The following is a 24941-nucleotide window of genomic DNA, read 5'->3' on the forward strand; positions in this document are numbered from 1 at the left end:
CGCCCGCGGGCGAAGGGGCCGTCTCTCAGGCGAGGAGGTCCGGCCGGGGATAGGTGAGGGGGCTGTGCGACAGGCCGATCGTCGCGAGCGTCGCCGCAAGGTGGAGCGCGACCCGCAGCGGCCGGACGACCGGCACCCGGACCCCTTCGCGTGCGAGCCGCACCGCGAGCGCATCGGCGACGATCTCGAAATCGGTGCAGCCGAGCACGACGAGATGGGCGCCGTCCTCCTCGACGGCGCGGATCGAGGCGGCGGCGAGATCGCGGGCGAGCGCGTCGCCGCGGTCGAGCCCTTCGAGCGGCGTCTCGACCGAGCGGACCGAGGCGAGCTTCTCCGGGAAACCGAAACCGCGCGTCATCGCCTCGAAGCGCGGCGCGATGCGGGCCGCGAAGGTGAGCACCGAGAAGCGATTCGAGAGCTGGGCGGCGAGGTGGAGCGCGGCTTCCGACGGGCCGAGAACGGGAATGGACACCGACTCCCGCGCGGCTTCGAGGGCCGTATCGGCGGTGCAGTTGATCACCACGGCATCCGCGCCTTCCGCCTCCGCGGTCCGCACCTGCGCGAGCACGCCGGCCATGGCGAGCGCGTCCTCGTAGCGGCTCGCGATCGAGCGCGGCCCCGCGGCCGGCAGGCTGATGCGGAGCGTCGCGCCGGCCGGCGCCGAGGCGTGGATATGGGCGGTCTGCGCGGCGTCGAGCCCGTGTTCGGGCGATGTGGCGTGGACGACGGCGATGCGCATCAGGGAGCGTCCGGGATCAGCACGCCGCTCTCCGGCTGCCATCCGATGGTGACCCGCTCGCCGAGCGATGGCATCCCGCCGCCGACATTCACGCGCTCGCCGCGGACGATGAGGCTGGGCGAGAGCCGGGCGGTGAAGCGCAGATGCGCGCCGTGATAGGCGATCTCCTCGATCGTCGCCGGATAGCGGTTCGCGGCGTCGGCGGCGCCGATCAGAACGTGCTCGGGCCGCACCATCAGCGTGGCGCGGCGTCCCGCCGCCTCGGTGGCGGGCGCGAGCGCCTTCGACCCGTCGTCGAGCGCGACCGTTGCGAGCGCACCCGTCGCGCCCTCGACCCGGCAGGAGAAGAGGTTCGATTCGCCGATGAAATCGGCGACGAAGCGGGTCGCCGGCCGCTCGTAGATCTCGGCCGGCGTGCCGATCTGCTGCACGACGCCCTTGCTCATCACGGCGATCCGGTCCGACAGCGAGAGCGCCTCGTCCTGGTCGTGCGTGACATAGATCGTGGTGATGCCGAGCTCGTGCTGCAGCCGCTTCAGCCAGACGCGCATCTCGTCGCGCAGCCGCTTGTCGAGGGCGGAGAGCGGCTCGTCGAGGAGGAGCAGGCGCGGTTCGAGCACGATGACGCGGGCGAGCGCGACGCGCTGCTGCTCGCCGCCCGAGAGCTGCGAGGGGGAGCGGTTTTCATAGCCGACGAGCCCGACCTGTTCGAGCGCCCGGCCGACCGCGGCGGCGATCGTGGCCTTGTCGTGCTTCCTGAGCTTGAGGCCGTAGCCGATGTTCTGCGCCACCGTCATGTGCGGGAAGATGGCGTAGTTCTGGAAGACGATGCCGATCGCCCGACGCTCCGGCGGCAGGGCGGTGACGTCTTCGCCGCCGAGCCGGATGGTGCCGCTCGACGGCGCAACGAAGCCGGCGATCATCCTCAGCGTCGTCGACTTGCCGCAGCCGGACGGGCCGAGCAGGGAGAAGAATTCGCCCTTCTCCACCGAGAAGTCGGATCGCGCCACGGCCGGCGGGCCCTCGCCATAGGATTTGGCGACGCCGATCAGCTCGACCTGTCTCATCTCGCTCGCGCTCCGTCGGTCATGGGTGGGGTCGGCCGCGGTCACGGCTCTCGGGGGCAGGGGTCGTGACCGCGGCCGGGGGCAGGCCTGTTCGAACCGATCAGCTCGAGAAGATCGCGTTCAGGGTGTCGACGATCTGCGACTGGTTCGAGATGTACCAGCGCCAATCCGGCATGAACAGGCCGGCGAAATCATCCGCCGTTCCCTTGTAACCCAACTGCGTCATCTTCGGCGAGATGGTCGCCTTCAGGTTGATCGGGTGGAAGTAGAGCGCGTCCGACCACATGGTCTGGCCCGCCGGGCTGCAATATTGCTCGAGCAGGGCGTAGGCGAGCTTCTTCTTCATCGGCGAAGAGCCCTTCGAGACCGCCGAATGCATCTGGTTGAAGGGCGAGACCTCCTTCGCCGCGACCCAGTCGATCGGCAGGCCGCGCTCCTTCTGCAGCAGCGCCTCGCCATCCGTCTGCCAGGCGATCTCGACCTCGCCGCGCTCCATCAGGTTCATCGTCTCGCCGGTGAAGGGCGAGATGATCCAGGGCTTGCCTTCGACGAATTTGTCGAAGCCGGTCTGCATGTCGTACTGGTCCTTGCCCCAGATCTTCGACACCGACATGAAGAGGATCGCCTGCAGGTCGTTGATCGGCCCGTAGATGGCGCGGGTGTTCTCGTATTTCTTGTTCCACAGCTCGGCGAGCGAGTTCGGCGGCGTGGTGATGACGTCGGTGCGGTAGGCGATGCCCATGACGTGCAGCGCCCAGATGACGCCGGGGCCGTAGAAGGCGATGTCGGGCCACATGTCGGCGAGCGAGGGGACGTTCGCCTTCAGCTCCTCGCGGCTCGTGAAGAAGCCGCGCGCCTCGAGGTTGATCGCCTCGGGCAGGTTGCCGTTATAGAGGTCGATCGGCGGATTGTCCGGCCCGGCGAGCGACATCTTCGAGAACCAGGGCGCATTCGAATCGTAGACGACCTTGCAGTTGAAGTCGGTCTCGAACTTGTCGATGATTCCCTTGCGGGCGAAATCTTCCATCTCGCCGCCCCAATGGGCGATCGTCACGGTCTCGCCGCCGGCGTCGAACGGCTTGCCGTCCCACAGCACCTCCGCCGGGCCGCCTTCGGCGGCATGGGCGACCGACTTGTCGCTCATCACGAGCGCCACCGCCGTGCTCGACAGGCCGAGCGCGAAGAGGCCCTGAAGCAGCGTGCGCCGGTTCATCTCGCCGCCGGCATAGCGGGCCTGCATCGTCTCGATCGTCCGGATCAGCCGATCCGTGTCCTTCGTGGTCTTGTCCATCTCTCGTGTCCCTGCGTCGTTGTTGGCTTCAGAAAGTCCGTCCTTGTTCGCGTCAGCCTTTCGGCGCGGCGCGCTTCCCTTTCCTGTTGGTGAGGACGTGGACGAGCGTCATGCTCAGGAAGACGGTGGAGATCGCGAACACGCCGGCGGCGGCGATGGTCGGATCGGTGCGGTAGCGAATGGAATCGTAGAGCGCGACCGGCAGCGGCCGCATCTCGCTCGTCGCCAGGAACAGCGAGATGTCGAACTGGCCGAAGGAGACGATGAAGGCGAAGGTGGCGCCGGCGAGGATGCCCTGCGCCGTCACGCGCATCGTCACGTCGAAGAAGGCGCGCACGGGTCCGGCGCCGAGGCTGCGCGCCGCCTCTTCGAGCGACCGGTCGAAGCGGGCGAGCGCGGCCCCCACGGTCGCGATCACGAAGGGCAGCGTGACGAGGACATGGGCGAGGAGAAGGCCCGAGAAGGTCCGGAAGAGGCCCATCTGGATCGCCGCATAGAAGGAGAGGAGGGCGAGGCCGAGCACCATGCCGGGCAGGACGATCGGCGCCAGCATGACGGCCCGCAGCACCTCCCGGCCGCGGAAGCGCAGCCGGACGAGCGCGAGCGCGGCCGCCGTGCCGAGCACGGTCGAGATGAGCGTCGCGCAGAAGGCGAGCCGAAAGGAGAAGGTAAAACTCTCGCGAAACAGCGGGCCGGTGAGGAAGGCCTCGATCCAGCGCAGCGACAGGCCCTGCGGCGGGAATTGCAGGTAATTGCCCTCGTTGAAGGCCGCGACCACGGTCACGACGGTCGGCGCGAGCAGAAGCAGCAGCGCGACGGCGGCGATCGCCTTGAAGACGAAGGGGCTCTCGCTCGTCTCCATCAGAAGCGGCTCCCGGCATAGCGCTGGCTGAGCGAGAAGGAGACGAGGATGGCCCCGAGGCTGACGGCGAGCATGATCAGGCCGAGCGCCGAGCCGAACTGCCAGAAGCCCATCTCGCTGACCTGCTGGTAGAGATGCATCGAGATGGTCGAGACGCGCGAACTGCCGAGCAGGATCGGCACGATGTAGGAGCTGATCGACAGCGAGAAGACGATCACGGCGCCGGAGATGACCGCCGGGGTGGCGAGCGGCAGGGTGATGTCGAAGAAGGCGCGCCAGCGCGAGGCGCCGAGGGAGCGGGCCGCCTGCTCATAGCTGCGGTCGAGATTGCGCAGGATGCTGATCAGCGAAAAGACCATGAAGGGCAGCGTCGCCTGCACGAGGCCGAGCGCTATGCCCGTGCGGTTGTAGATGAGCTGCAGCTTGGGCAGGCCGAGCGAGACGAGAAGCTGGTTGATCAGGCCATTGTTGTTGCCGAAGATCACGATCATCCCGTAGAGGCGGATCGTCATGTCGAGCTGCATCGAGGCGAGGACGAGGATCGACAGCCCGGTGAAGACGCGCGGGCTGGAGGTCCGGGCCATGATGTAGGCGAGGGGAAAGCCGAGCAGTACGTCGAAGACGACGGTGATCGCGCTCAATTGCAGGCTGGTCAGCAGCGAGCCGTAGAAGAGCGGATTGGTGAAGAACCGGACGAGATTCTCTAGCGAAAGCTGCGGCTGGACGGCGAGGAGGCCGCGCTCCGGCGGATTGAAGCCGATCACGAAGAGCACGAGGAGCGGCAGGATCATGAAGAGGAAGAACATCGCCGCTGCCGGCACCAGCAGCAGATAGGTTCCGTCTCTCGAGGTCGTGGCGGCCATGGGGGGTTCCGCGCTGGGATCGGATGCCCCGGAGGCTCGCAAGCGCCGTGCCACTTTTCGATGAAGGCAAAGATCGTCGAAACCTAGGGACTCATTCGACGATCCATGTCAGTCTGGCCATAACTTTCGGCAAATGCCCACATCGTCGACATAACGCGTCGTTGCCCAAAGGTACGGCGCGCTTGCCGCGTTCGGCCGCGGATCCGCTCGGCGCGTCCCGGCGTGCGGCCTTGCTGGCATACGGATTGCTTCGCCCGACACGAGTTGATCGCTAGGGTTCCGGCCTCTTCGGAGGCGCTGCGACCGAGAGCGGTCGCCCGTCCGCTCCGGGCGGGTCCACGGCGGGACAAAAGCCCGGGAGACCTCACGCGCGGAAGGGGAATGGCCTCTTCCACCCTTGGGAACCCGAGCCGGGAAGGTCTCGCATGCGCTTCATCCGTTCACTGCCCCTCGTTCTCGCCGCCACGCTCGCCGCGGCGCCGCTCGCCATCGCCCCGGCCGAAGCCGCGCCGAAGAAGGACTTCAAGGTCGCCTGGTCGATCTATGTCGGCTGGATGCCCTGGGGCTGGGCGGCCGATCACGGCGTGGTCAAGAAATGGGCGGACAAATACGGCATCTCGATCGAGGTGACGCAATTCAACGACTACATCGAGTCGGTGAACCAGTACACGGCCGCCGATTTCGATGCGGTCACGGTGACCAACATGGACGCGCTGTCGATCCCCTCGGCCGGCGGCGTCGATACGACCGCGGTGATCGTCGGCGACTATTCGAACGGCAACGACATGGTGATCGCCAAGAACGCCGCGGACGTCGCGGCGCTGAAGGGCGAGAAGATCAATCTCGTCGAACTGTCGGTGTCGCACTACCTGCTCGCCCGTGCGCTCGAAAGCGCCGGGCTCGCGGAGAAGGACGTCACCGTCGTCAACACCTCGGACGCGGATATGGTCGCCGCGGCGGCGACCGCCGATGTCACCACCGTCGTCACCTGGAACCCGCTCGCCTCGGAAATCCTCGCCGCCGGCAATGGCAAGGCGATCTTCGATTCCTCGAAGATCCCGGGCGAGATCATGGACCTGATGGTGGCGAAGACCGATGTGCTCGCCGACAATCCGGAATTCGGCAAGGCGCTCGCCGGCATCTGGTACGACACGATGGCGGTGATGACGGCGGACACGCCGGAAGGTGCCGCGGCACGCGCGGCGATGGGGGCAGCCTCGGGAACCGATCAGGCCGGCTTCGAGGCGCAGCTCGCCGCCACCAAGCTGTTCCCGACGCCTGCCGAGGCGGTGGGCTTTGCGACCAGCCCCGAGCTGAAGGCGAAGATGGACGCGGTGCGGCAGTTCCTGTTCGCGAAGGGTCTGCTCGGCAGCGGCGCGCCTTCGGCCGACGTGATCGGCATCGCGCTCGGCGACGGCGAGGTGCTCGGCGATGCGGGCAACGTCAAGCTCCGCTTCGATCCGACCTTCATGAAGGCTGCGGCGGACGGCGCGCTCTGAGGCCTCGGCGAAGGCATGGCGGCGCGGGACGCCGCCATGCCTTCATGCCTTCATGCCTCGAGGCGATCGGGCGAGGATCAGGCGGAGGCCGCTTCGGCGGCCTTCGCCGCGACATAGGCACGCCAGCCACCGAACTCGGTGATCTCGCGGGCTCCATTGAGCCCGGCCGGTTCGCAGATGAAGCCCGAGACCTCCGAGCCGTCGTCGAGGGTCAGCTTGCCGATGCCGAGCGGCTTCGGGATGCCGGCGACGAACCGGCCGAAACCCGCCGGATCGAGCGACCAGACCTCGAGCGCGATGCCCGGACCGGCGAAGCCCGGCTCGCGCACCAGGCCGGGCTTCGGCGGCACCGTGCCGGCGAGCGCGAACAGCCGGTAGTCCGGCGCGGTCTTCGCGGCCCGCACGAGCGCCGCGTCGAGCGCGGCGAGCTCGCGGTTGAGCGGCATGCCGGAAAGATGGGCGCCGACGACCGCGACGGAGATGCGATCGGGCGGGGATGCGGCCTCGGCGGTCATCGCGCGTCGTTCCGCCCAAGCGGGACAGAGCGGCAGGGCCGCGGCGGGGTCGTTCTTCTCATTCTTCCGTCTCCATCACGGCGATGATGTCGCCGGCCCGAACCAGTCCGCCGGGCGCGACGCGCAACTGCCGAACCCGGCCGGCCATCGCGGCGGGCACGGTGATCTCCATCTTCATCGATTCGAGCACGACGATGGCGTCGCCGGCCGCGACCCGCGCACCTTCCCCGGCGACGAGCTTCCAGACGCTGCCCGGCACATGGGCGCGCAGCGCCGTGCAGCCCTCCGGGATGTCGGCCTCGGGCATCGCGGCGGCGGCCGTCTCCTGGATATAGCCGTCGAGACCTTCCACCTTCCAGCGCGCCCGCTCCGCTTCGAAAGCCGTCTGCTGGCGGCCCTTCGCCGCGCGGATCTCCGGCTCCGCCGCGGCGAGCGATGCGAGATGGTCGGCATAGGAGAAGCGCGTCTCCTCGATGGCGACCGGGTAGGCGCCGTGCGGGAAGGCGGCGCGCGCCTCGGCGAGCTCGGCCTCGTCGACGAGGAAGAAGCGAATCCGGTCGAAGAAGCGCAGCAGCCAGGGCTTGCCGGGCTCGAAGGCCGGTGTGGCGCGCCAGCTGTTCCACATCTGGATGGTGCGGCCGAAGAGCTGATAGCCGCCCGGTCCCTCCATGCCGTAGATGCAGAGATAGGCCCCGCCGATGCCGACCGCGTTTTCCGGCGTCCAGGTGCGGGCGGGATTGTACTTGGTCGTCACGAGCCGGTGGCGCGGATCGAGCGGGGTGGCGACCGGCGCGCCGAGATAGACGTCGCCGAGACCCATCACGAGGTAGTCGGCGGCGAGGATCGTCTCCTTGACCGCCGTCTCGTCGGGGAGCCCGTTGATGCGGCGGATGAACTCGATGTTGTCCGGGCACCAGGGCGCGTTCGCCCGCACGAGCTCCTGATACTTCCGCATGGCGAGGCGGACTTCCGGGTCGTTCCACGACAGCGGCAGGTGGACGATCCGGCTCGGCACCGTCATCGCTTCCGGCCGCGGCAGGCCGGCTTCGAGCTCGGCGAGCGCGTCGACGAGCCGCGTGCGGGAGAGCCGGTCGGGATCGTAATGGATCTGCAGCGAGCGGATGCCCGGCGTCAGCTCGACGATGCCCGGCAGCCGCGTCGCTTCGAGCGCCTCCATCAGCGCATGCACGCGGAGCCGAAGGCCGATATCGAGCGTCATCGGCCCGTATTCGACGAGGAGGTTGGCGTCGCCCTGGCGACGATAGACGACGGGCACATCGGCCTCGGCCGGCCCCTTGCCGACCACCGCGGCGCCGAGCGCCGGCATCGCCGGACCGGCGACCGGATCCTCCGGCCGGGCCGCCGGAACGAAGCGGATCGTGTCGCCGGGCTTCAGCTGGCCGATCTTCCAGAGGTCCTCGTCGGCCACCACGGCGGGGCAGACGAAGCCGCCGAGGCTCGGCCCGTCCGGACCGAGGATGATCGGCGTGTCGCCGGTGAAGTCGATCGCGCCGACCGCATAGGCGTTGTCGTGCAGGTTGGACGGGTGGAGCCCGGCCTCGCCGCCATCGGTCCGCGCCCAGTCGGGCTTCGGGCCGACCAGCCGGACCCCCGTGCGGGCGCTGTTGAAATGCACCTCGTAGGGCGTCGAGAACAGCGTCTCGACGTCCCGCGCGGTGAAGAAGTCCGGCGCGCCGTGCGGACCATAAACGGCCGCGAGGGTCCAGTCGTGCGACAGCGTCGGCAGGTCCACCGAGGCCGGCGGGCCGACCGGTTCGCGGGCGCCGAAATGCAGCGCGTCGCCGGGTTTCAGCGTGCCGGTCGCATGGCCGCCGAAGCCGCCGAGCGCGAAGGTGGCGCGCGAGCCGAGCATTTCGGGCGCGGTGAACGCACCGCGCACGGCGAGATAGGCGCGCTGGCCGGGGCCTGCGACGGGTCCGAGCGCCAGCGTCTGCCCCGCACCGACCGCAACCGGCCGGCCGCGCGGCACGGAGACGCCGTCGAGCCGGGCGTCCATCTCGGCGCCGGCGAGCCCGATCGTCGCTTCGGCATGGAAGCGCAGGGCCGGTCCGCTCATCGTCAGTTCGAGCGCGGCTGCGGTCTCCTCATTGCCGACGATGCGGTTGGCGAGGCGAAAGGAGCGGGCATCCATCGGCCCGCTCGGCGGCACGCCGACCGGCCACAGGCCGATCCGTCCGGGCAGTTCCTGCAGGCTCGACTGCGCGCCCGGTGCGATCACCTCGATCACCTGCGGCCGTACCGCGAGGCTGCCGAGCGCCGCGGTCGAGACGGTGCCCTCGCGGAACATGGCGCTCGCCGCGACGGCGCGCAGAAAGGCGAGATTGGTCTCGATGCCGGCGATCTCGGTCTCGGCGAGCGCCGTTCCGAGCGCGGCGACGGCGGCCGCCCGGTCCTGCCCCGTGACGATCAGCTTGGCGAGCATCGGGTCATAGAAGGGGGTGACCTCGCTCCCCGTCTCGATCCAGCCGTCGACGCGCGCGGTCTGCGGCAGGCGCACGGCGGTGAGCCGGCCGGCGCTGGGGCGGAAGCCCTGCAGGGCATCCTCGGCATAGAGTCGCACCTCGATCGCGGCGCCGTCGAGGCGGATCGGCGGCGCGGTCGCGAGGACGTCCTCGCCGGCCGCCTGGCGGATCATCCATTCGACGAGGTCGATGCCGGTCACCGCCTCGGTCACCGGATGCTCGACCTGCAGGCGGGTGTTCACCTCGAGGAAGGAGAAGGCACCGCGGCCGACATCATAGACATATTCGACCGTGCCGGCCGATTCATAGGAGACGCTACGGCCGAGCGCGACGGCGGAGGCGAGCAGCGCGGCGCGGGCCTCCTCGGAGAGGCCGGGGGCGGGCGTCTCCTCGACGACCTTCTGGTTGCGCCGCTGCAGCGAACAGTCGCGCTCGCCGAGCGCCACCACCGCGCCCCGGCCATTGCCGAAGATCTGCACCTCGATGTGGCGGGCGGTCTCGACGAAACGTTCGAGATAGACCCGCGCATCGCCGAAACTCGCCGCCGCCATCCGCTTCACCGCGGCGAAGCGCTCGGCGAGATCGGCCTCGGAGCGGCAGAGCTGCATGCCGATGCCGCCGCCGCCGGCCGTCGATTTGAGCATCACCGGATAGCCGATCGCGGCCGCCGCGCTGCGCGCGGCGCCGAGGTCGTCGATCAGGCCGGAGCCCGGCAGCAGCGGCACGCCGGCCGCCGCGGCGAGCGCGCGCGCGGTGTGCTTGAGGCCGAAGGCGGAGAGATGCTCCGGCCGCGGGCCGATGAAGACGATGCCCTCGGCGGCGAGGGCTTGCGCGAAGGCGACGTTCTCCGACAGGAAGCCATAGCCCGGATGGACCGCCTCCGCGCCGGTCCTGCGGCAGGCATCGACGATGCGGCCGATGTCGAGATAGCTCTCGGCGGCCGGTGCCGGGCCGATCACGACATGCTCGTCGGCCTCGAGCACCGCCCGGTTGAAGCGGTCCGCCTCCGAGGCGACGGCGACGGAGCGGATGCCCATCCGCTTCAGCGTGCGCGCGACCCGGCCGACGATCTCGCCGCGATTGGCGATCAGAACCTTGCCGAACATCCTAGAGGCCGGAGGACGGATAGATCTGGACGCGGATCGGCGTCGGATTGAAGCCGTTGCACGGATTGTTGACCTGCGGGCAGTTCGAGATGACGCAGAGCACATCCATCTCCGCGACCATCTCGACACAGGAGCCCGGTGCCGAGATGCCGTCATCGATGACGAGATCGCCATTCTCGGCGATCGGCACGTTCATGAAGAAGTTGATGTTCGGCACGATGTCCCGCTTCGTCATGCCCCAGCGGGAGACTTCGAGCACGAAATTGTCGCGGCAGGCGTGCAGGAATTTCGTTTCGCGGCCGAAGCGGGCGGTGTTGCTCTCGCAGGAGCAGGCGCCGGCCGAGGTGTCGTGCCGGCCGCAGGTGTCGGCCACCACCGTCAGCATGACCCGGCCCTCATTCGAGATCAGCCGCGTGCCGGTCGAGATATAGGCCGAGCCCTGGACGCGCAGCGTGTCCTGCGCGCTGTAGCGCTCGGCGAAATCGTCGGCGCGGTAGAACAGCGTATCGACGGCCTGCTGGCCGCGGGAATCGATCAGCCGCAGCCGCTCGCCCTTCCGGACGACACCGGACCAGGGGGCGCGGGCGGGCACCTCGACATCGAGACGCGGCGCGGGGGCGACGTGCGCCGGCGCGCCGTCGAAGAGGGAATGGATGCTCATGGTGGTCCTCTCCTCAGCCGGCGAGCCAGAAATCGGTGTTCTCGAAGGCGCGGCGCGCCTCGGGCGTGGCCGTCCGGCAGGGATCGTCGGCGGCGACCGGAGCGGTGCGCAGCCGGACGAGTTCGATCGGCCCCGGCGCGTAGTCCGGCCGCGGATCGAGCGGGTGCGGCGCGGCCGAGACGACGAGGAGGAGGTCCATCTCGGCGCGCAGCTCGACGAAGGCGCCGGCCTGCCGAGCGGCCTCGCCCCAGGCGAAGCGGCCGTCGGAGGCGACGATGACGGGAGCGAAGAAGGTGACGACCGGGGCGAGATCGCGCCGCGACAGGCCGAGCTTCAGCGCCCCCTGGACGAGGTTGTCGCGGCCGTTGCGGAAGGTGCCGGGGCCGTATTTCGCGAGCGTGCCGGCGGCGTTCGAAACGCCGACGAGCGGATCGTGCGCGCCGTCCGTGGTGTCCTCGACGATCGAGAGCAGCACGCGGCCCATGTCGGAGAGCAGCACGCGGCCCTTGGCGAGACGGGTGGTCCACTGCACCTTCACGGTATCGGCATGGTTGAGCCGCTCGGAAGGGTCGGCGGCGTTCCAGGCGAAGAGGGCGGCGGCACCGCTGCCCGCCGTGTCGATGAGGCGCAAGGCCTCGCCGCGCGCGAGCCGGAGCGTCGAATACCAGCCGCCCGGCACCGTCTCGCGCGCGACGATGCGCGCCGGATCGAGCGGCGCCTCGGCGAGGCCGGTCGGCGGCGGCAGGGCGAGCGGCGCCGCGCCGGTGCCGGCGGCCTTCAGCGCTTCGTAGCGGGCGCGGTGCGCCTCCATCGCGGCGCGGTCGGCTTCGGTCGGCTCAACGATCGTGTCCATCTCAGGAACCTTCGGGGAGGGCGGCCGGGTCGTCCCGGCGGGGCTCCGGGTTGGCCGCGTCGTCACGGCCGGAGCGGGAAGAGGCGGCGAGGGCGGTGGGCCGGCGCGGCGGCCAGAGCGCGAAATCGCGAGTGATCCGCGCACCGTAACGGGCGCGCTCCTCCGGCCGGCCGCGCGGCCGCTCGAAGGCGACGACGCGCGTGCCGAGGCCGAAGGCCTCCGAGAGATCGTGCGTCACCATCACCACGGTGATGTCGCAGCTGTTCCAGACATACCGCATCAGGCCGTGGATCTCGGCGCGGATGCCCGGGTCGAGCGCGCCGAAGGGCTCGTCGAGCAGGAGGATGCGGGGCTTCCTCATCAGGGCCTGCGCGAGCGCGAGGCGCTGCTGCATGCCGCCGGAGAGGGCGGCGGGATATTTCTCCTCCTGGCCGGCGAGGCCGACTTCGGTGAGGAGCGCGCGCGCCTCCTCGATCGCGGCCGCGCGGGCGCGGCCAAAGAGCCGGCCGGTCGCCTTCGCCCCTGCGAACTCGGCGCCGAGCAGCACATTGCCGAGCGCCGTCAGATGCGGGAATACCGAATAGCGCTGGAAGACGATGCCGCGATCGGCGTCGGGCTCCTTCGCGATCGGCCGGTCGTCGACGAGGATGGTGCCGCGGCTCGGCTGTTCCTGCGACAGGAGCATGCGCAGGAAGGTCGTCTTGCCGCAGCCGGAGGGGCCGACGAGCGCGACGAAGGCGCGCGGCGCGATCTCGATCGAGACGTCCTCGAGCACGATCTGGTCGCCGAATTCCTTCCAGACATTGCGGACGGAAATGGCGGCGGTCATTGGCCGGCCCTCGCCGCGAACCAGGGGAAGAACCGGCGCTGCAGGCGCTTGAGCGCGAGATCGATCAGGAAGGCGAGGAGGGTGATCCAGGCGACATAGGGCAGGATCACATCCATCGAGAGATAGCGCCGGACGAGGAAGATGCGGTAGCCGAGCCCGGATTCGGAGGCGATCGCCTCGGCGGCGATGAGGAACAGGAAGGCCGGCCCCAGCGAGAGGCGCAGCGCATCGAGGAGTCGCGGCAGGAGCTGCGGCAGCACGATGCGGAGCGCGATCTGGGCGGTCGAGCCGCCGAGCGTCTGCGCCTTGATCAACTGCTCGACCGGCAGCTCTTCCACGCGCGCGGCGAGGTCGCGGACGAGGAAGGGCGTGACGCCGATCGCGATCAGCGTGATCTTCGCCGCCTCGCCGAGGCCGAGCACGATGAAGAGGATCGGCAGCAGGGCGAGCGGCGGCACCATCGAGATCACGGCGACGAGCGGCCCGAGCAACGCCCGGGCGAGCGGCACGAGGCCGATGACGAGGCCGAGGACGAGCCCGATCAGCGCGGCGATGGCGAGTGCGGCAGCGAGCCGCTCGAGGCTCGCCAGCGTGTCGGCGAGCATCAGATAGTCGCCGGTGCGCGGATCCGGCACGAAGGCCATGCGGCGGATGCCGTCGGCGAGCGTCGAGAAGGCGGGCAGCAGCTTGTCGCCCGGATTGGCGGCGAGCCGGAGATCCGAGGCGATCGCATAGGCGACCAGCCCGACGAGGAAGGGCAGGAGCGCGAGGAAGACGGAGAATCCGCGCGACGGACGCCGGTTGATGAGCCGCATCGGCGGTCTCAGCCCGTCGCGGCGCGGATCACGGGCGAGGCGGTCTTTTGCGACATGGTCCGGTCCTCCGACAAGCGTTGGAGGATGGGCGAGACCCGGCCTGCCCATCCCGAGGCGTGCGAGGTCTCCCGGGCTTTTGTCCCGCCGTGCCCGGGGGCGGATGTCTCCCGCCCCGGCGGCAGCTCTCGGACCAGCGTCTCATCTCGAGACCGGAACCCTAGCCGCCAACTCGATCGAGTAACATGCATCGGCTGTGCCAGCCGCGCCGGAGCGGCGGCGTCTCCGCCGACGCGCCGCCAGCGCTGCCCAACGTCGAGGCAGCTGCCGCCTGGGCGGGCAGGGGGCTGCCCCGCGCGCCCGGGCAGGTCCGACGGGAGTTCAGGATGCGGGGCGGATCATCCGCATCAGCACATCGTCGCGCTTGACGAACTGGTGATAGAGAGCCCCGGCGACGTGCAGGATGATGAGGACGATGAAGGCGGGCTTCGAAAGCTCGTGCACCTCGCCGAGTTCCGGCTGCCACCAATAGGCGAGAATGCCGAGGATCGGCACGGCGAAGAGCAGCACATAGAAGAGGATGTGCGTCGCTGCGGCGAGCCGGCGGGTGAAGGCGCTGCCTTCCGCCGGTGGCGGCGCGCCCTGGACGAGCCTGAGGACGAGACGGAGCGCGACGGCCGCGAGAATGGCGAACCCGACCCAGATATGGGCCTCGCCGAGCGCCGCGTCGGCCGGCAGCGGCTCTGCCCGGAGCTCCGCCCGGAAGAGTTCGGCCATGCTCTCCCCGAACACGAGCTGGAACAGCACCAGCAGAACGATCAGCCAGTGCAGTCCGATCTGCACGGCGGAATAGCCTTGACGCGCGATCATTCCGAATCTCCCCGGCTTCCAGTTTGGAAACGTTTTGAACTGTAACACGAAACGCGCTCCGAATCATCACGGCCCGATACGCGCTCCGCGCGAAGGAAGGGCTCTGGAGAAACCGAAGGCGGTGTCTTGGGCTCCTCGTTCGGCCGCGCGTCGATCCGTCGCAGCGGGGCGAGCGCAGGGGTTGTGGCCGGGGCGATCGCTGCCGTCTTGATTTCGGCGGCTCGCGCCGTGTCCCATGGGCGTCGTCGGCTGCCGACGGGACGAGCGGTGCTGCCGCTCGCGTCGCGGCGGTCCGGCCTCCCGCCCCCCGGAGCCCCGATGGTCGTCCTTCTTCTTGCGCTGTTGCTCGTCGCCCCCTTGGGCGCTGTGCCCGCGTTCGCCGCCGACGATCATGTCGTCAGCCGCGGCCTCTACGAGGATGCGACCGGACGGCTCACGGTCGCGGAGGTTGCAGGCATGGCCTTCCAGCCGGCGCCCGCCATCGTCGCCAAGGGTTACACGGCGTCCGTTTTCTGGTTGCGGCTCGAGATCCGCCCTTCGGCAACCGGCGCCGCCCTCGTCCTGCGGGTGCGGCCGACCTATCTCGACGAGGTGACGCTCTATCGGCCCGATCGCACGGCGCCGTCCGGCTGGCGGGCCCAGCTGTCGGGTGATCGCATTCCCTATGCCGACCGCGAGGTGTCGAGCGCTGCCCTCGGCTTTCTCGTCGACCCGGCACCGGGCGGCACGGTCTATTTCCTGCGCGTCGCCTCGACGAGCACCATCCTCATCCAGGCGGAGGCGCTCGAGGGCAGCGTCGCGGCGATGCGGGACCGCTGGCTCGACTTTCGGCAGTACCTGACCTTGTCGATCATGATCGCGATCTGGGCCTGGGCGGTGAACGACTATGTGCTGCGCCGCGACCGGGTGATCGGCCTCTTCGTCATCAGCCATTTCGCAGTGATCGCCTACAATACCCTCATCATGGGCTATGGCGCCTTCTTGTTCGCTTCGGCGCCGCCGGGCTTCGTCGACGCTGTGACGAGCCTCTGGGTCCTCCTGAGCGGCATGCTCAGCATCCTCACGGGTACGACGCTGATCCGGCAGGCGCGGCCCCGGCGGATCACGCTTCTGCCGCTCGACGGGATGATCGCGCTCGGCGTGCTGGCTCTCGTACTCTTCTTCGCGGGCCAGGTGCGCTTCGCGCTGCAGCTCAATGCCATGCTCGTCCTCCTCGTCGGGCCGTTCGCGATCGTCGCCGTGTTCACGACGCGGATCGATGCCCCGCCGGGCCGCAGGGCGCTGCGCATCGCCTATTCCGCGCAGTCGGTGGCGCTCCTGATGACGATGGTGCCGCTCGTCGGCCTGAGCGGCGCGACGAGCTGGAATCTCGACGCGATGCTGGTGCATGGCCTGCTCTCCGCATTGCCGATGTTCCTCCTCCTGCGGCTGCGCTCGCTCCAGCAGCAGAGGCGGGCGGCCGAGATGGAGCTCAATCTGGGGCTCGCCCGGCAGCAACTTGCGATCGAACGGGCGCAGACCGATCTTCAGGGCCGCTTCCTCGCCATGCTGACTCACGAACTTCGGACCCCGATCGCGGTCGCCCGAATGGCGGTGAGCGCGCTGAAGGGGCCGAACGAGCAGCAACGACTGATCGGCGCCGCCTTCGACAACATGGAAGGGATCATCGAGCGGACCGCCTATGCCGACCGGCTGGAACAGAACCTGCTCGAGGTGCGCCGCGAACGGATCGACGTCGCGGCGATGCTCGCGACCGCGGTGGCGCGCTCGGCGGCCGCGGAGCGCGTCCGGATCGACGCCGACGCGCTGCCGCCGGTGACGACCGACCGGCAGCTTCTCTCGGTGATCTTTGACAATCTCATCGACAACGCCGCGAAATACTCCGCGCCGGGCTCGACGATCGGCATCCGGGCGGTGCCGCAGAAGCACGGAGGCGTGGCCGGACTCCGGGTCGCCTTCGACAACAAGCCCGGCAAAGCGGGCTTCCCCGACGCCGGCAAGGTGTTCGAGAAGTTCTATCGCACGCCGGGCGCGCAGCATAAGAGCGGCTCCGGGCTGGGGCTCTACATCGTCAATGGCCTCGTCGAACTGCTCGGCGGCACGATCGGCTATGGCGAGGAGGAGGGAAGGGTGCGCTTCATCCTGTGGCTGCCGTGCTGACCGTCGCGGTGATCGAGGACAATGACGATCTCAGGGAGGCGATGCTCGCCGCCCTCGGCAGCAACGGCTATCGGACCATCGGGTTCGATTCGGCCGAGGCGCTGATCGAGCACCGCGAGGCGGTACGGCTCGACGTGCTCGTCATCGACATCGGTCTGCCGGGCGAGGACGGCATCAGCCTCGCCGCCCGGATCCGCGCCACCCAGCCGGATGTCGGCATCATCATGGCCACCGCGCGCGACCGGATCGCCGACAAGCAGCGCGGCTATGGCAGCGGCGCCGACATCTATCTGACCAAGCCCGTCTCGCTCGAGGAGCTGAGCGCGGCGATCGGCGCGCTCGGACGGCGCATCCAGCGCGCCGCCGCTCCCCCCCCGCTCACCCTCGACATCGCGGCCTCGGCGGTGCGCGGACCGGCGGGCGAGGCGCACCTTTCCCTCCAGGAGGTTGCGCTGCTCGCCGCCTTTGCGCGCGCCGCAGGCAACAAGCTCGAGACCTGGCAGATCGTCGAGATTCTCGACCGCGGCGAACAGGAGCTGACGCGCAACGCCGTCAATGTCGCGATCTTCCGCCTCGCGGCGAAGCTCCGCCAGGTGGGCTCCGATGACAAGCCGATCCGCTCGATTCGCAATTGGGGCTACCAGTTCTGTGACGCGATTGCCCTCAGGTGATGTCCCTACGTAACATCAGCATCCGTAATATTGCGAAATTTTGATAAATTTGCCGACATTAGTGTCGCCCCACATTCAATCCATCCGCGCTGGGTTCGCGCGGTATTGCGGGGGCGCAATAGATGCAGATCGCGACTGGTACGCCCGGCCCTGCGCCGGTGCGCTCGAAGCTCGGGGCCGTGCGGCGGCAGGCGCTGACCGGCGTTTCCGTCCTCGCGCTGACCCTCGGCATGGCGGCGCTCGGTGCCGGGGAAGGACGGGCGGACGACCGCAAGCAGATCGATGGCGGCGGCACGGTCGGGACCATGCTGACCGACGGCTCGGTCCGCTCGAGCGTTGCGGCCGATTCGGACGTCATGACCGAGGTCGGCAGCGGCACCAATGAGTGGCTCGTCGAGGACGCGGTCTTCAGCAATTTCGTCACCACCGGCGGCGCGGGCAGCGGCGGCGGCGCGGGCCTCGGCGGTGTGTTCTTCGTCGACGAGAACGTCTCGCTGACGATCCGCAACGTCGACTTCTACGACAACACGGCGCGTGGCGGCACCGGCGGCAGCGCACCCGGCAGCAAGCTCGGCACCGTCGGTTACAATCTGCGCGCCAACGACATCGGCATCGACGCGATCGGGAATTTCCAGGTCAAGCCGACGCTGATCGAGGACGGCAGCACCTATTACGTCAAGGAAATCGAGCTGCCGCAGGCGAACGCGATGCTGAAGGTCGGCATGTCGGTGTTCCTGCCGGGCTCCGACACGCCGGCGACGATCGCCTCCATCTCCGGCAAGACGATTACCTTTACGGACAATGTGGAGATTCCGGCGGACCTTGTCACCGCGCCGGATACCTACGCGGCGACCGCGACGCTCGCCAGCAACCAGATCCAGCTCGACCCGACCGTGGCGGCGAAGCTCGCCTTCGGCTCGACCGTGACCGGCACGGGCATTCCCGCCGGCACCGTCGTCGAGAGCGTCGATCCGTCGACCGGCGTCATCACACTCAGCAAGGCGCACACCTACACGCCGCCGACTTACTTCCCCGGCATTCCGAGCGGCCTCACCTTTATCGGCCTCACCGGTTTCGACGCCTCGCAGGTCTCGGCGGCGGCGAACGGCTCCGGCTCCGAGGGCAGCATCACGCTCGTCTCGGAGAATGCCGCGCTCAAGGTCGGCATGGTGCTGACCGGCGAGGGGCTGCCGGAGGCGGGCGTCAAGATCACCAAGATCGAAGGCAGTGTCATCACGGTCGAGAAGCCGTCCGGCTTCTCCTTCGATCCCGACAACCCGCCGCGCGCCTTCGAGGCCGCCTTCAACCCGGTGACCGTCGTCGGCAGCCAGACCGAGGTCCTGCTGCCGAACGGCGTGACCGGGCTGACGGTCGGCATGAGCGTCACCGGCAGCGGCATACCCGCCGACGCCAGGATCGTCGGCATCGACGCGGCGCGCGGCGTCGTCATCCTCGACAAGGTGATCGAGGATCTGCCGTCGAACATCGCCTTCTCGCCGTTCCAGGCGGTGACGGCGAGCGGCGGCCAGACCCAGATCACCGTCGCCGATGCCGCCTCGCTCGGCACGGTCAGGGCCGGCATGGTCGTCTCGGGTCCGGGCATTCCGCCCGGCACGACGGTGATCAGCGTCGTTGGCAAGACGGTGACGCTCTCGGCCGCGGTCGCTTCGGCCGATCTCGACGGCCTGCTGAAGGGCAATCTGAGCTTCGATTCGCCGCTCAGCACCGGCGGCGCGCTCAACGGGCTCACCGCCCCGCTCGCCAGCGCCGGCAATGGCCGAAGCGGAAACAACGGCTTGGGCGGCTCCGATGACGGCGAAGGTCAGGACGGGCGGCGCGGTGACGTCGGCAAGAACGCCACCACCGGCGTCGGCGGTCGCGGCGGCGACGGCGGCGACGGCAGCGACGGCTCGGGCACCAACGACACGCTGATCGCCGCGGTCGGCCTCGCCTCGGCCGATCTCGCGCTCGAGATCGGCTCGCTCGCGGCGATGTACACGCCGGAAGGCGCACCGTTCCCGTTCCCCGATATCGCCGATGCGATCGCGCAGACCGGCAAGGTCGCCGCGGCCTCCGCCGCGGTCGGTGTTGCGGCCGCCGCCCTCGACGAGTGGCGCCGGGCGCTGTCGAACGGCGATGTCGCCGCGGGCGGCGATGGCGGTCAGGGCGGCAATGGCGGCAATGGCAGCGAGTTCTTCGGCGGCGGCGCGGGCGGCAATGGCGGCGATGGCGGCGACGCCGCACGCTCGAACGGCGATGGCGGCGACGGCGGCGATGGCGGAACCGGCGGCAATGGCGGCTTCGGCGCCGGCGGCGGCCAGGGTGGCGCCGGCGGCACGCACGGCTCGGGCGTCTCCGTGGCGGACGGCGAGGCCGGTGCCGGCGGCAAGGGCGGCTTCGGCGCCGGTGACGGCAGCGATGGCGACGGCTTCGGCGGTGGCGGTGGCGACGGCCTCGGCGGCGCGATCTTCGTGCGGTCGGGCGGTTCGCTCACCATCGAGGGCAATTCGACCTTCGGCGACAACGGCACGATGGGCGGCTCGAGCCTCAATGGCGGCGAGGCCGGCCAGTCGGCTGGTTCCGATCTCTTCATGATGAAGGGCTCGACGGTCCGCATCGTTCCGGGCGCGGGCAACACGGTCGTCTTCAACGGTTCGATCGCCGACGACAGCGTCGGCAGCTATGCCGGCGGCTCCTATGCGCTCGGCGACGGCGCCGGCCTGACGATCGGTGAGGGCCACACGATCTTCAACGGCGTCAACACCTATACCGGGCAGACCCGCATCGAAGGCGGCATGCTGGAGGCTGACGAGGGCGTCGGCCTGCACCAGTACAGCAATGTGAACTTTGCCGGCGCCGGCCGCGACGGCACGATCTCCTCGGCCAATGCCGGCGTACTGATGACGTCCGGCCAGTTCAACCGGGAGGTCGGAGACCTCGGCAACCGGGTGCAGTGGACCGGCAGCGGCGGCTTCGCCGCGACCGGCGGCGACCTGACGGTCAATCTCGGCGGCAAGGCGACCCCGAAGACGCTCGTCTGGGGCGGCACGGCCGGCTTCTTCAGCGCCACCGGCGCCGGCGATGCCGCGCTCGTCTTCGGCGCGAGCGAGGCCGAGGGCAAGGTCACCTTCAAGAACAACATCGATCTGAACGGCGGCACCCGCCAGATCGTCGTCGTCGACAATACGAGCGTGACGACGGACGGCGCCGTGATCACCGGCAATATCGGCGGCACCGGCAAGCTGATCGTCGGCGGCGGTGCACCGGGGGCTTACACGGGTTCGCTCACCCTGACCGGCAGCAACACGGCGAGCCTCGGCACCGAACTGCGCTCCGGCACGCTCTCCGTCTACGGCACGATGACGGGCGATCTCTCGATCGACGCCGGCGCGACCTTCGTGCTCGGCGCCGCCAATACACTGGGCGCCGTCGAGAACGACGGCATGATGGTGCTCGCCGCCGGCCTCACGACGGGCTCGCTCGACAACACCGGCACGCTCGTCATCGCCGCCGCGCTGTCGACCGCCGACGTCGATAACTCCGGCGGTCTGATGGTGATGGCCGACAACCTCACGGTCCACGGTACGTTCGACAATGGCGACGGCACGCTCTGGCTGCTCGGCGGCGACCGCACGCTGAAGGCCGACGGCCTCACCGGCGGCGGCGACATCCGCCTCGGCCTCGCCGAGGACGACACGGCGCCCGATGGCTATGAACCGCCCGACGCTTCGAGCCTGACGCTCGAGCAGTCCGGCAGCTCGACCTTCGCCGGAACGATCTCGGGACCCGGCGGCTTCGCGCTGAAGAAGGGTGATGGCGATGGCGGCAGCCTGACGCTGACCGGCACCAACACCTATGAGGGCGCGACGGTCGTCGGCGCCGACATGACGCTCGCGCTCTCCGGCGCCGGCAGCATCGCCGGCTCGAAGTCGGTCACCGTCGATGGCCGCTTCGATATTTCGGGCCTCGTTCCCACCGGGTCGGACACGGCGGCGACCGCCGAGATCGCCAATCTCGGCGGTGCGGCGACGGGCGAAGTGACGCTCGGCGGCAATGGCTTCGCGGTGCGCGTCGACCAGGACAATCGTTTCGACGGCACGATCTCCGGGGAGGGCACGCTCGCGGTGTGGGCGGCGGAAGGCGAAAGCGGCGAGCTCGCGCTCGCCGGCACCAACAGCTTTACCGGCGCGACCACCGTCTACAGCGGCGCCACCGTGGCGCTCGAGGATGGCGGCAGCATCGCGCAGTCCGAGCGCGTCACCGTGCACGGCACGCTCGACGTTTCGGGCGCGACCACCGACGGCGTCTCGATCGTGGCGCTCGCCGGCCTCGGTGGCGGCGAGGTCCTGCTCGGCGGCCAGACGCTGTCGATCAGCGGCGGCGACGGCTCGACCTTCGCCGGCACGATCGGCGGCACGGGCGGCCTCATCATCGCGGCCGGCGTGCAGAAGCTCTCCGGCGCCAACGGGTTCGAGGGGGAAACGGCTGTCCGCGACGGTGCGACCCTCGCCCTCGAAGAGGATGGCTCGATCGAGCATTCCGCCAAGGTGACCGTCGATGCCGGCGGTCTGCTCGACCTCGAGGCGACGACGTCCGGCGCGCGCATCGTTGCGCTCGCCGGAGGCGGCACGGTGGCGTTGGCGGGGAAGACGCTCACCGTGTCCGCCGCTTCGGATACGTTCTCCGGCGTGCTCGCCGGCGAGGATGGCAATGTCGAGATCGAGAGCGGCACGCAGACCCTCTCCGGCACGAACACCTTCACGGGCGTGACGACCGTCGGCGAGACCGCGACGCTCGCCCTCACCGGAACCGGCAGCATCGCGGCCTCGGCCGGGCTCGCGCTCGACGGCACGTTCGACGTGGGCGGACTCGATGACGGCTTTGGCGCCGACATCGCCCGGCTCGACGGGGCGGGCTCGATCCTGCTCGGCGGCAGTACGCTGACGGTGACCGGCGCCAACGCCGCCGATACCTTCTCCGGCAGCGTCTCGGGCACCGGCCGCTTCGGCGTCTCGGGCGCCGGCAGCCGGCAGCTTCTCCAGAACGCCTCGGTGGGGGTCGGCCTCTTCGCGGAGGACGGCGCCGAGATCACCATCGCCGGCGGGTCGGTCACGACCACCAATGCCGGCCAGTCGGCGCTGTCGATCTTCAATGGCGGCACGATCGCCACGAGCGGCTCGGTGAGCCTGGGCGCCGCCGATCTCAGCGCGCCCTTCGCCTATGCCGGTTTCGACGAGGGCGGCAAGGTCGCCACCTTCACGCTCAACACCGGCGCGACGGTCTCGGCCGGCAACGGCGTGCTCCTGCTCGTCGAGCGCGAGGGCGACGGTTCGGACGGCATCGTCAACTTCTTCATCGGCCAGAACGTCGTCGTCGCCGGCGACATTCTCGACCAGGACGCCCGCACCGGCGGTGGCATCACCAATGTGACGATCTCGACCGGCGCGAGCTGGTCGGGCTTCGTCGAGTCGGCGAGCCTCGAGATCAAGGCCGGCGCGAGCGCGACCTTCGCCGACGGCAGCCAGATCTCGGGCGATCTGAAGGCCGAGGCCGGATCCAACATCCAGGGCACCAAGATCGAGACGCCGCTCTATGTCGCCGGCAACGGCTATGTCGACGACGGCGTGATCCGCGGCAACGTCTTCTTCGGCGGCAATCTGGATCTCAACGGCCTTCTGACGCCGGGCGCCTCGCCGGGCTTCGCGGTGATCGGCGGCGATCTCAACAGCCTCTCCGACATCAGCAATCCGGAGATCGCTTCGGGCGCGACGACGCTGCTCGAAGTGGTGTTCGGCAAGAGCGATCCGACGCCCGGCAGCGGCGGCGACTACGACCAGATCAACATCGGCGGCGCGGTCAACGGCGTGCTCAACGTGACGCTCGCCGCGCTCAACGGCGATCGCTCCGTGGCGCTCGGCAATATCGAGGCGATCGATCTGATCCGCATCGGCGACGAGGACTTCACCGGCACGGTGGTGCAGGCCAACCGCCTGACCCAGAACGGCCGCGAGGTCCGGCTCGTCCGCCGCGAGGAGACGGCCCGCGACGATGTCACCGTGCTCGGTACGGTGACGACCGAGGCCGACTTCTTCGACGGCGACAGCAACACGACGGTCGCGGTCTACGGGCTCGAGACGATCGTGCAGGACGAGACCTACGCTCTCGCCATGCTCGCCGGCTCCGCCAACCAGGCGCAGCGTGACATCCTCGGCACCTATGCGGAGCGGCGCGGCTTCGATCCCGAGGGCGTGCGCGGCGGCTGGGCGCGCTTCGGCGCCAAGCGGACCGAGATGGATGACGGCATCGACTCGACCCAGACCGTGTCCTATAGCCAGGTCGGCATCGACATCGCCCGGATGGGCGAGGTCCGGCTCGGCGTCGTCGGCTCGTTCGGTCAGTCCTCCGGCACGGTCGCGACGGAGACCGGCGACGCCGATCTCAACGGCGATCTGTGGTCGGCCGGCGGCTATGCGAGCTGGACCGACGGGCGCGGCTATTTCGACGCCCTCGCCCAGTATGGCGGCCACAGCTGGACCATCTCGCCGACCGCCGCGAGCGGCTCGGAGATCGACGGCCAGACCGTCACCGTGGCGGCGGAGGCGGGCTATGCGATCGGCTCCGATACGGCGAAGGTGACGCCCTGGGGTCAGGTCGTCTGGCAGACGACGCGCTTCGGCGATATCGACAGCGCCTGGGTCGACGGCGTCGACGTCGAGGACCCGGACTCGCTGCTGCTGCGCGGCGGCATGCGGGCGGAGCAGCGGATCGGCGTGATGTCGCCCTATCTCGGCGTCGCGGTGGCGCACGATCTCTCGAACCGGCGCACCACGGTGGTCGACGGTTACGCGATCAGCGCCGGCACCGCCTCGACGCGGGTCGAGCTGAACGCCGGTTTCGAGGCGGCGGTCGCCTCGGGCATGTCGATCTATGCCGACGTCAAGGGCGCCTACGGCATCGGCGACGGCGAAGCGACGGCCTATGACGGGCAGGCGGGGCTGCGGGCGAAATGGTGAACAGGGACTGGTCGGAATACGAGCCGCGCCTGATGGGACGGCGCGGCGGCCGCGGGCGGACGGCCGGCGCGCTTCTGGGCGCGCTCGCCTTCGTGCTGGCGCTCGGCGGCGCGACGGCGGCCCAGGCCCCGACGCGCAGCGGAACCCCGCCGACCGCGGCGGAGGGCCAGACCTTCGGCGACTGGAAATACGAGTGCCAGGCGCTCAATGGCGGCCAGGCCTGCGCGCTCAGCCAGACGCTCGTCTCGAACGACTCGAAGAAGGCCGTCGCGAAGTTCAATCTCGGCCGCGATCCGCAATCGGGCGTCGTCTACCTCGCGGTGATGGTTCCCCTGGGGCTCGATCTGGCCGCGGGCATCGTCGGGGCGATCGACGAGAGCGGGCCGTTCGCCTATCAGCTCGAGACCTGTCTCGCGGTCGGCTGCATCGCCCGCATTCCGGTCGACGCGCCGCTCATGAAGGCGCTCAAATCCGGCAAGACGCTGAAACTCGGCTTCCGCGCCCGCGGTGCGCAGCAGCCGACCGTCCTGCCGGGCTCCCTCGCCGGCATGACCGCGGGTGTGGCCGCCGCGTCACTCGAGTAACTGCCCCCTCCGAAGAAATAACAAGGGCACTTGTCAGGATCCTCCTACCACCTGTAGTTTCAA

At 69.5% G+C, this 24941-nt stretch carries 16 protein-coding genes, 1 pseudogene and 2 riboswitches; of the genes and pseudogenes, 5 read left to right on the top strand and 12 right to left on the bottom strand.

Going from position 1 to position 24941, the window contains the following annotated elements; all coding sequences use genetic code 11:
- Positions 1–25: 25 nt before the first annotated feature.
- The 5 genes from GGQ63_RS19460 to GGQ63_RS19480 form a co-directional block, all read right to left on the bottom strand.
- The gene (locus tag GGQ63_RS19460) at positions 26–739 is read right to left on the bottom strand and encodes an aspartate/glutamate racemase family protein (protein WP_183858273.1); all 714 of its coding nucleotides are present in this window, start codon (positions 737–739) and stop codon (positions 26–28) included.
- Positions 739–1806, bottom strand: a complete 1068-nt coding sequence (locus GGQ63_RS19465) for an ABC transporter ATP-binding protein (protein WP_183858274.1) — start codon at positions 1804–1806, stop codon at positions 739–741. The genes GGQ63_RS19460 and GGQ63_RS19465 overlap by 1 nt, the downstream gene beginning before the upstream one ends.
- 100 nt (positions 1807–1906) lie before the next feature.
- Positions 1907–3097 (bottom strand): ABC transporter substrate-binding protein, encoded by a 1191-nt coding sequence (locus tag GGQ63_RS19470; protein WP_183858275.1) that lies wholly within the window; start codon positions 3095–3097, stop codon positions 1907–1909.
- Between the two features lie 52 nt (positions 3098–3149).
- Positions 3150–3959: an ABC transporter permease gene (locus tag GGQ63_RS19475; RefSeq protein ID WP_183858276.1), complete on the bottom strand. Its 810-nt coding sequence runs from the start codon at positions 3957–3959 to the stop codon at positions 3150–3152.
- On the bottom strand, positions 3959–4822 hold the full coding sequence (locus tag GGQ63_RS19480) for an ABC transporter permease (protein WP_183858277.1): 864 nt from the start codon (positions 4820–4822) through the stop codon (positions 3959–3961). Before GGQ63_RS19480 ends, GGQ63_RS19475 begins: the two co-directional genes overlap by 1 nt.
- 260 nt (positions 4823–5082) lie before the next feature.
- Positions 5083–5185, top strand: a riboswitch (guanidine-I (ykkC/yxkD leader).
- 62 nt (positions 5186–5247) lie between these two features.
- Here GGQ63_RS19480 and GGQ63_RS19485 point away from each other — a divergent pair.
- Complete coding sequence (locus GGQ63_RS19485) at positions 5248–6321, top strand: putative urea ABC transporter substrate-binding protein (protein WP_183858278.1); 1074 nt, start codon at positions 5248–5250, stop codon at positions 6319–6321.
- 77 nt (positions 6322–6398) lie between these two features.
- On the opposite strand, the pseudogene GGQ63_RS19490 reads toward GGQ63_RS19485, so the two are convergent.
- The 7 genes and pseudogenes from GGQ63_RS19490 to GGQ63_RS19520 all read right to left on the bottom strand — a co-directional run.
- Positions 6399–6848: pseudogene (locus GGQ63_RS19490) on the bottom strand (allophanate hydrolase-related protein); the annotation flags it as partial.
- Positions 6849–6894: 46 nt separating this feature from the next.
- Positions 6895–10425 carry a 5-oxoprolinase/urea amidolyase family protein gene (locus GGQ63_RS19495; protein ID WP_183858280.1) on the bottom strand — a complete coding sequence of 1177 codons (3531 nt, stop codon included), beginning with the start codon at positions 10423–10425 and terminating at the stop codon, positions 6895–6897.
- Position 10426: 1 nt separating this feature from the next.
- Positions 10427–11086 carry an urea amidolyase associated protein UAAP2 gene (locus tag GGQ63_RS19500; RefSeq protein ID WP_183858281.1) on the bottom strand — a complete coding sequence of 220 codons (660 nt, stop codon included), beginning with the start codon at positions 11084–11086 and terminating at the stop codon, positions 10427–10429.
- Between the two features lie 13 nt (positions 11087–11099).
- Positions 11100–11939 carry an urea amidolyase associated protein UAAP1 gene (locus GGQ63_RS19505; protein ID WP_183858282.1) on the bottom strand — a complete coding sequence of 280 codons (840 nt, stop codon included), beginning with the start codon at positions 11937–11939 and terminating at the stop codon, positions 11100–11102.
- A gap of 1 nt (position 11940) precedes the next feature.
- Complete coding sequence (locus GGQ63_RS19510; RefSeq protein WP_183858283.1) at positions 11941–12768, bottom strand: ATP-binding cassette domain-containing protein; 828 nt, start codon at positions 12766–12768, stop codon at positions 11941–11943.
- Positions 12765–13583 (bottom strand): ABC transporter permease, encoded by an 819-nt coding sequence (locus tag GGQ63_RS19515; RefSeq protein WP_183858284.1) that lies wholly within the window; start codon positions 13581–13583, stop codon positions 12765–12767. Before GGQ63_RS19515 ends, GGQ63_RS19510 begins: the two co-directional genes overlap by 4 nt.
- A gap of 123 nt (positions 13584–13706) precedes the next feature.
- Positions 13707–13815: riboswitch (guanidine-I (ykkC/yxkD leader) on the bottom strand.
- A 146-nt stretch (positions 13816–13961) separates the two neighbouring features.
- Entirely contained in the window at positions 13962–14450 is a 489-nt protein-coding gene (locus GGQ63_RS19520; protein WP_183858285.1) for a cytochrome b, read from the bottom strand.
- Between the two features lie 318 nt (positions 14451–14768).
- On the opposite strand from GGQ63_RS19520, the gene GGQ63_RS19525 reads away from it, so the two are divergent.
- The 4 genes from GGQ63_RS19525 to GGQ63_RS19540 all read left to right on the top strand — a co-directional run bounded on the left by GGQ63_RS19525 (position 14769) and on the right by GGQ63_RS19540 (position 24878).
- Entirely contained in the window at positions 14769–16610 is a 1842-nt protein-coding gene (locus tag GGQ63_RS19525; RefSeq protein WP_183858286.1) for a sensor histidine kinase, read from the top strand.
- Positions 16595–17281, top strand: a complete 687-nt coding sequence (locus tag GGQ63_RS19530; RefSeq protein WP_343061226.1) for a response regulator transcription factor — start codon at positions 16595–16597, stop codon at positions 17279–17281. The genes GGQ63_RS19525 and GGQ63_RS19530 overlap by 16 nt, the downstream gene beginning before the upstream one ends.
- Before the next feature lie 122 nt (positions 17282–17403).
- Complete coding sequence (locus GGQ63_RS19535; protein ID WP_183858287.1) at positions 17404–24294, top strand: autotransporter outer membrane beta-barrel domain-containing protein; 6891 nt, start codon at positions 17404–17406, stop codon at positions 24292–24294.
- Entirely contained in the window at positions 24288–24878 is a 591-nt protein-coding gene (locus GGQ63_RS19540; RefSeq protein WP_183858288.1) for an invasion associated locus B family protein, read from the top strand. Before GGQ63_RS19535 ends, GGQ63_RS19540 begins: the two co-directional genes overlap by 7 nt.
- The last annotated feature ends 63 nt before the right edge of the window (positions 24879–24941 follow it).

This window comes from Prosthecomicrobium pneumaticum (genome assembly GCF_014199915.1).
Lineage (GTDB): Bacteria > Pseudomonadota > Alphaproteobacteria > Rhizobiales > Kaistiaceae > Prosthecomicrobium > Prosthecomicrobium pneumaticum.

Coding starts and splice junctions, on each gene's coding strand:
- GGQ63_RS19460 (WP_183858273.1), bottom strand. CDS start 739: ATGCGCATCGCCGTCGTCCACGCCACATCGCCCGAACACGGGCTCGAC.
- GGQ63_RS19465 (WP_183858274.1), bottom strand. CDS start 1,806: ATGAGACAGGTCGAGCTGATCGGCGTCGCCAAATCCTATGGCGAGGGC.
- GGQ63_RS19470 (WP_183858275.1), bottom strand. CDS start 3,097: ATGGACAAGACCACGAAGGACACGGATCGGCTGATCCGGACGATCGAG.
- GGQ63_RS19475 (WP_183858276.1), bottom strand. CDS start 3,959: ATGGAGACGAGCGAGAGCCCCTTCGTCTTCAAGGCGATCGCCGCCGTC.
- GGQ63_RS19480 (WP_183858277.1), bottom strand. CDS start 4,822: ATGGCCGCCACGACCTCGAGAGACGGAACCTATCTGCTGCTGGTGCCG.
- GGQ63_RS19485 (WP_183858278.1), top strand. CDS start 5,248: ATGCGCTTCATCCGTTCACTGCCCCTCGTTCTCGCCGCCACGCTCGCC.
- GGQ63_RS19495 (WP_183858280.1), bottom strand. CDS start 10,425: ATGTTCGGCAAGGTTCTGATCGCCAATCGCGGCGAGATCGTCGGCCGG.
- GGQ63_RS19500 (WP_183858281.1), bottom strand. CDS start 11,086: ATGAGCATCCATTCCCTCTTCGACGGCGCGCCGGCGCACGTCGCCCCC.
- GGQ63_RS19505 (WP_183858282.1), bottom strand. CDS start 11,939: ATGGACACGATCGTTGAGCCGACCGAAGCCGACCGCGCCGCGATGGAG.
- GGQ63_RS19510 (WP_183858283.1), bottom strand. CDS start 12,768: ATGACCGCCGCCATTTCCGTCCGCAATGTCTGGAAGGAATTCGGCGAC.
- GGQ63_RS19515 (WP_183858284.1), bottom strand. CDS start 13,583: ATGCGGCTCATCAACCGGCGTCCGTCGCGCGGATTCTCCGTCTTCCTC.
- GGQ63_RS19520 (WP_183858285.1), bottom strand. CDS start 14,450: ATGATCGCGCGTCAAGGCTATTCCGCCGTGCAGATCGGACTGCACTGG.
- GGQ63_RS19525 (WP_183858286.1), top strand. CDS start 14,769: ATGGTCGTCCTTCTTCTTGCGCTGTTGCTCGTCGCCCCCTTGGGCGCT.
- GGQ63_RS19535 (WP_183858287.1), top strand. CDS start 17,404: ATGCAGATCGCGACTGGTACGCCCGGCCCTGCGCCGGTGCGCTCGAAG.
- GGQ63_RS19540 (WP_183858288.1), top strand. CDS start 24,288: ATGGTGAACAGGGACTGGTCGGAATACGAGCCGCGCCTGATGGGACGG.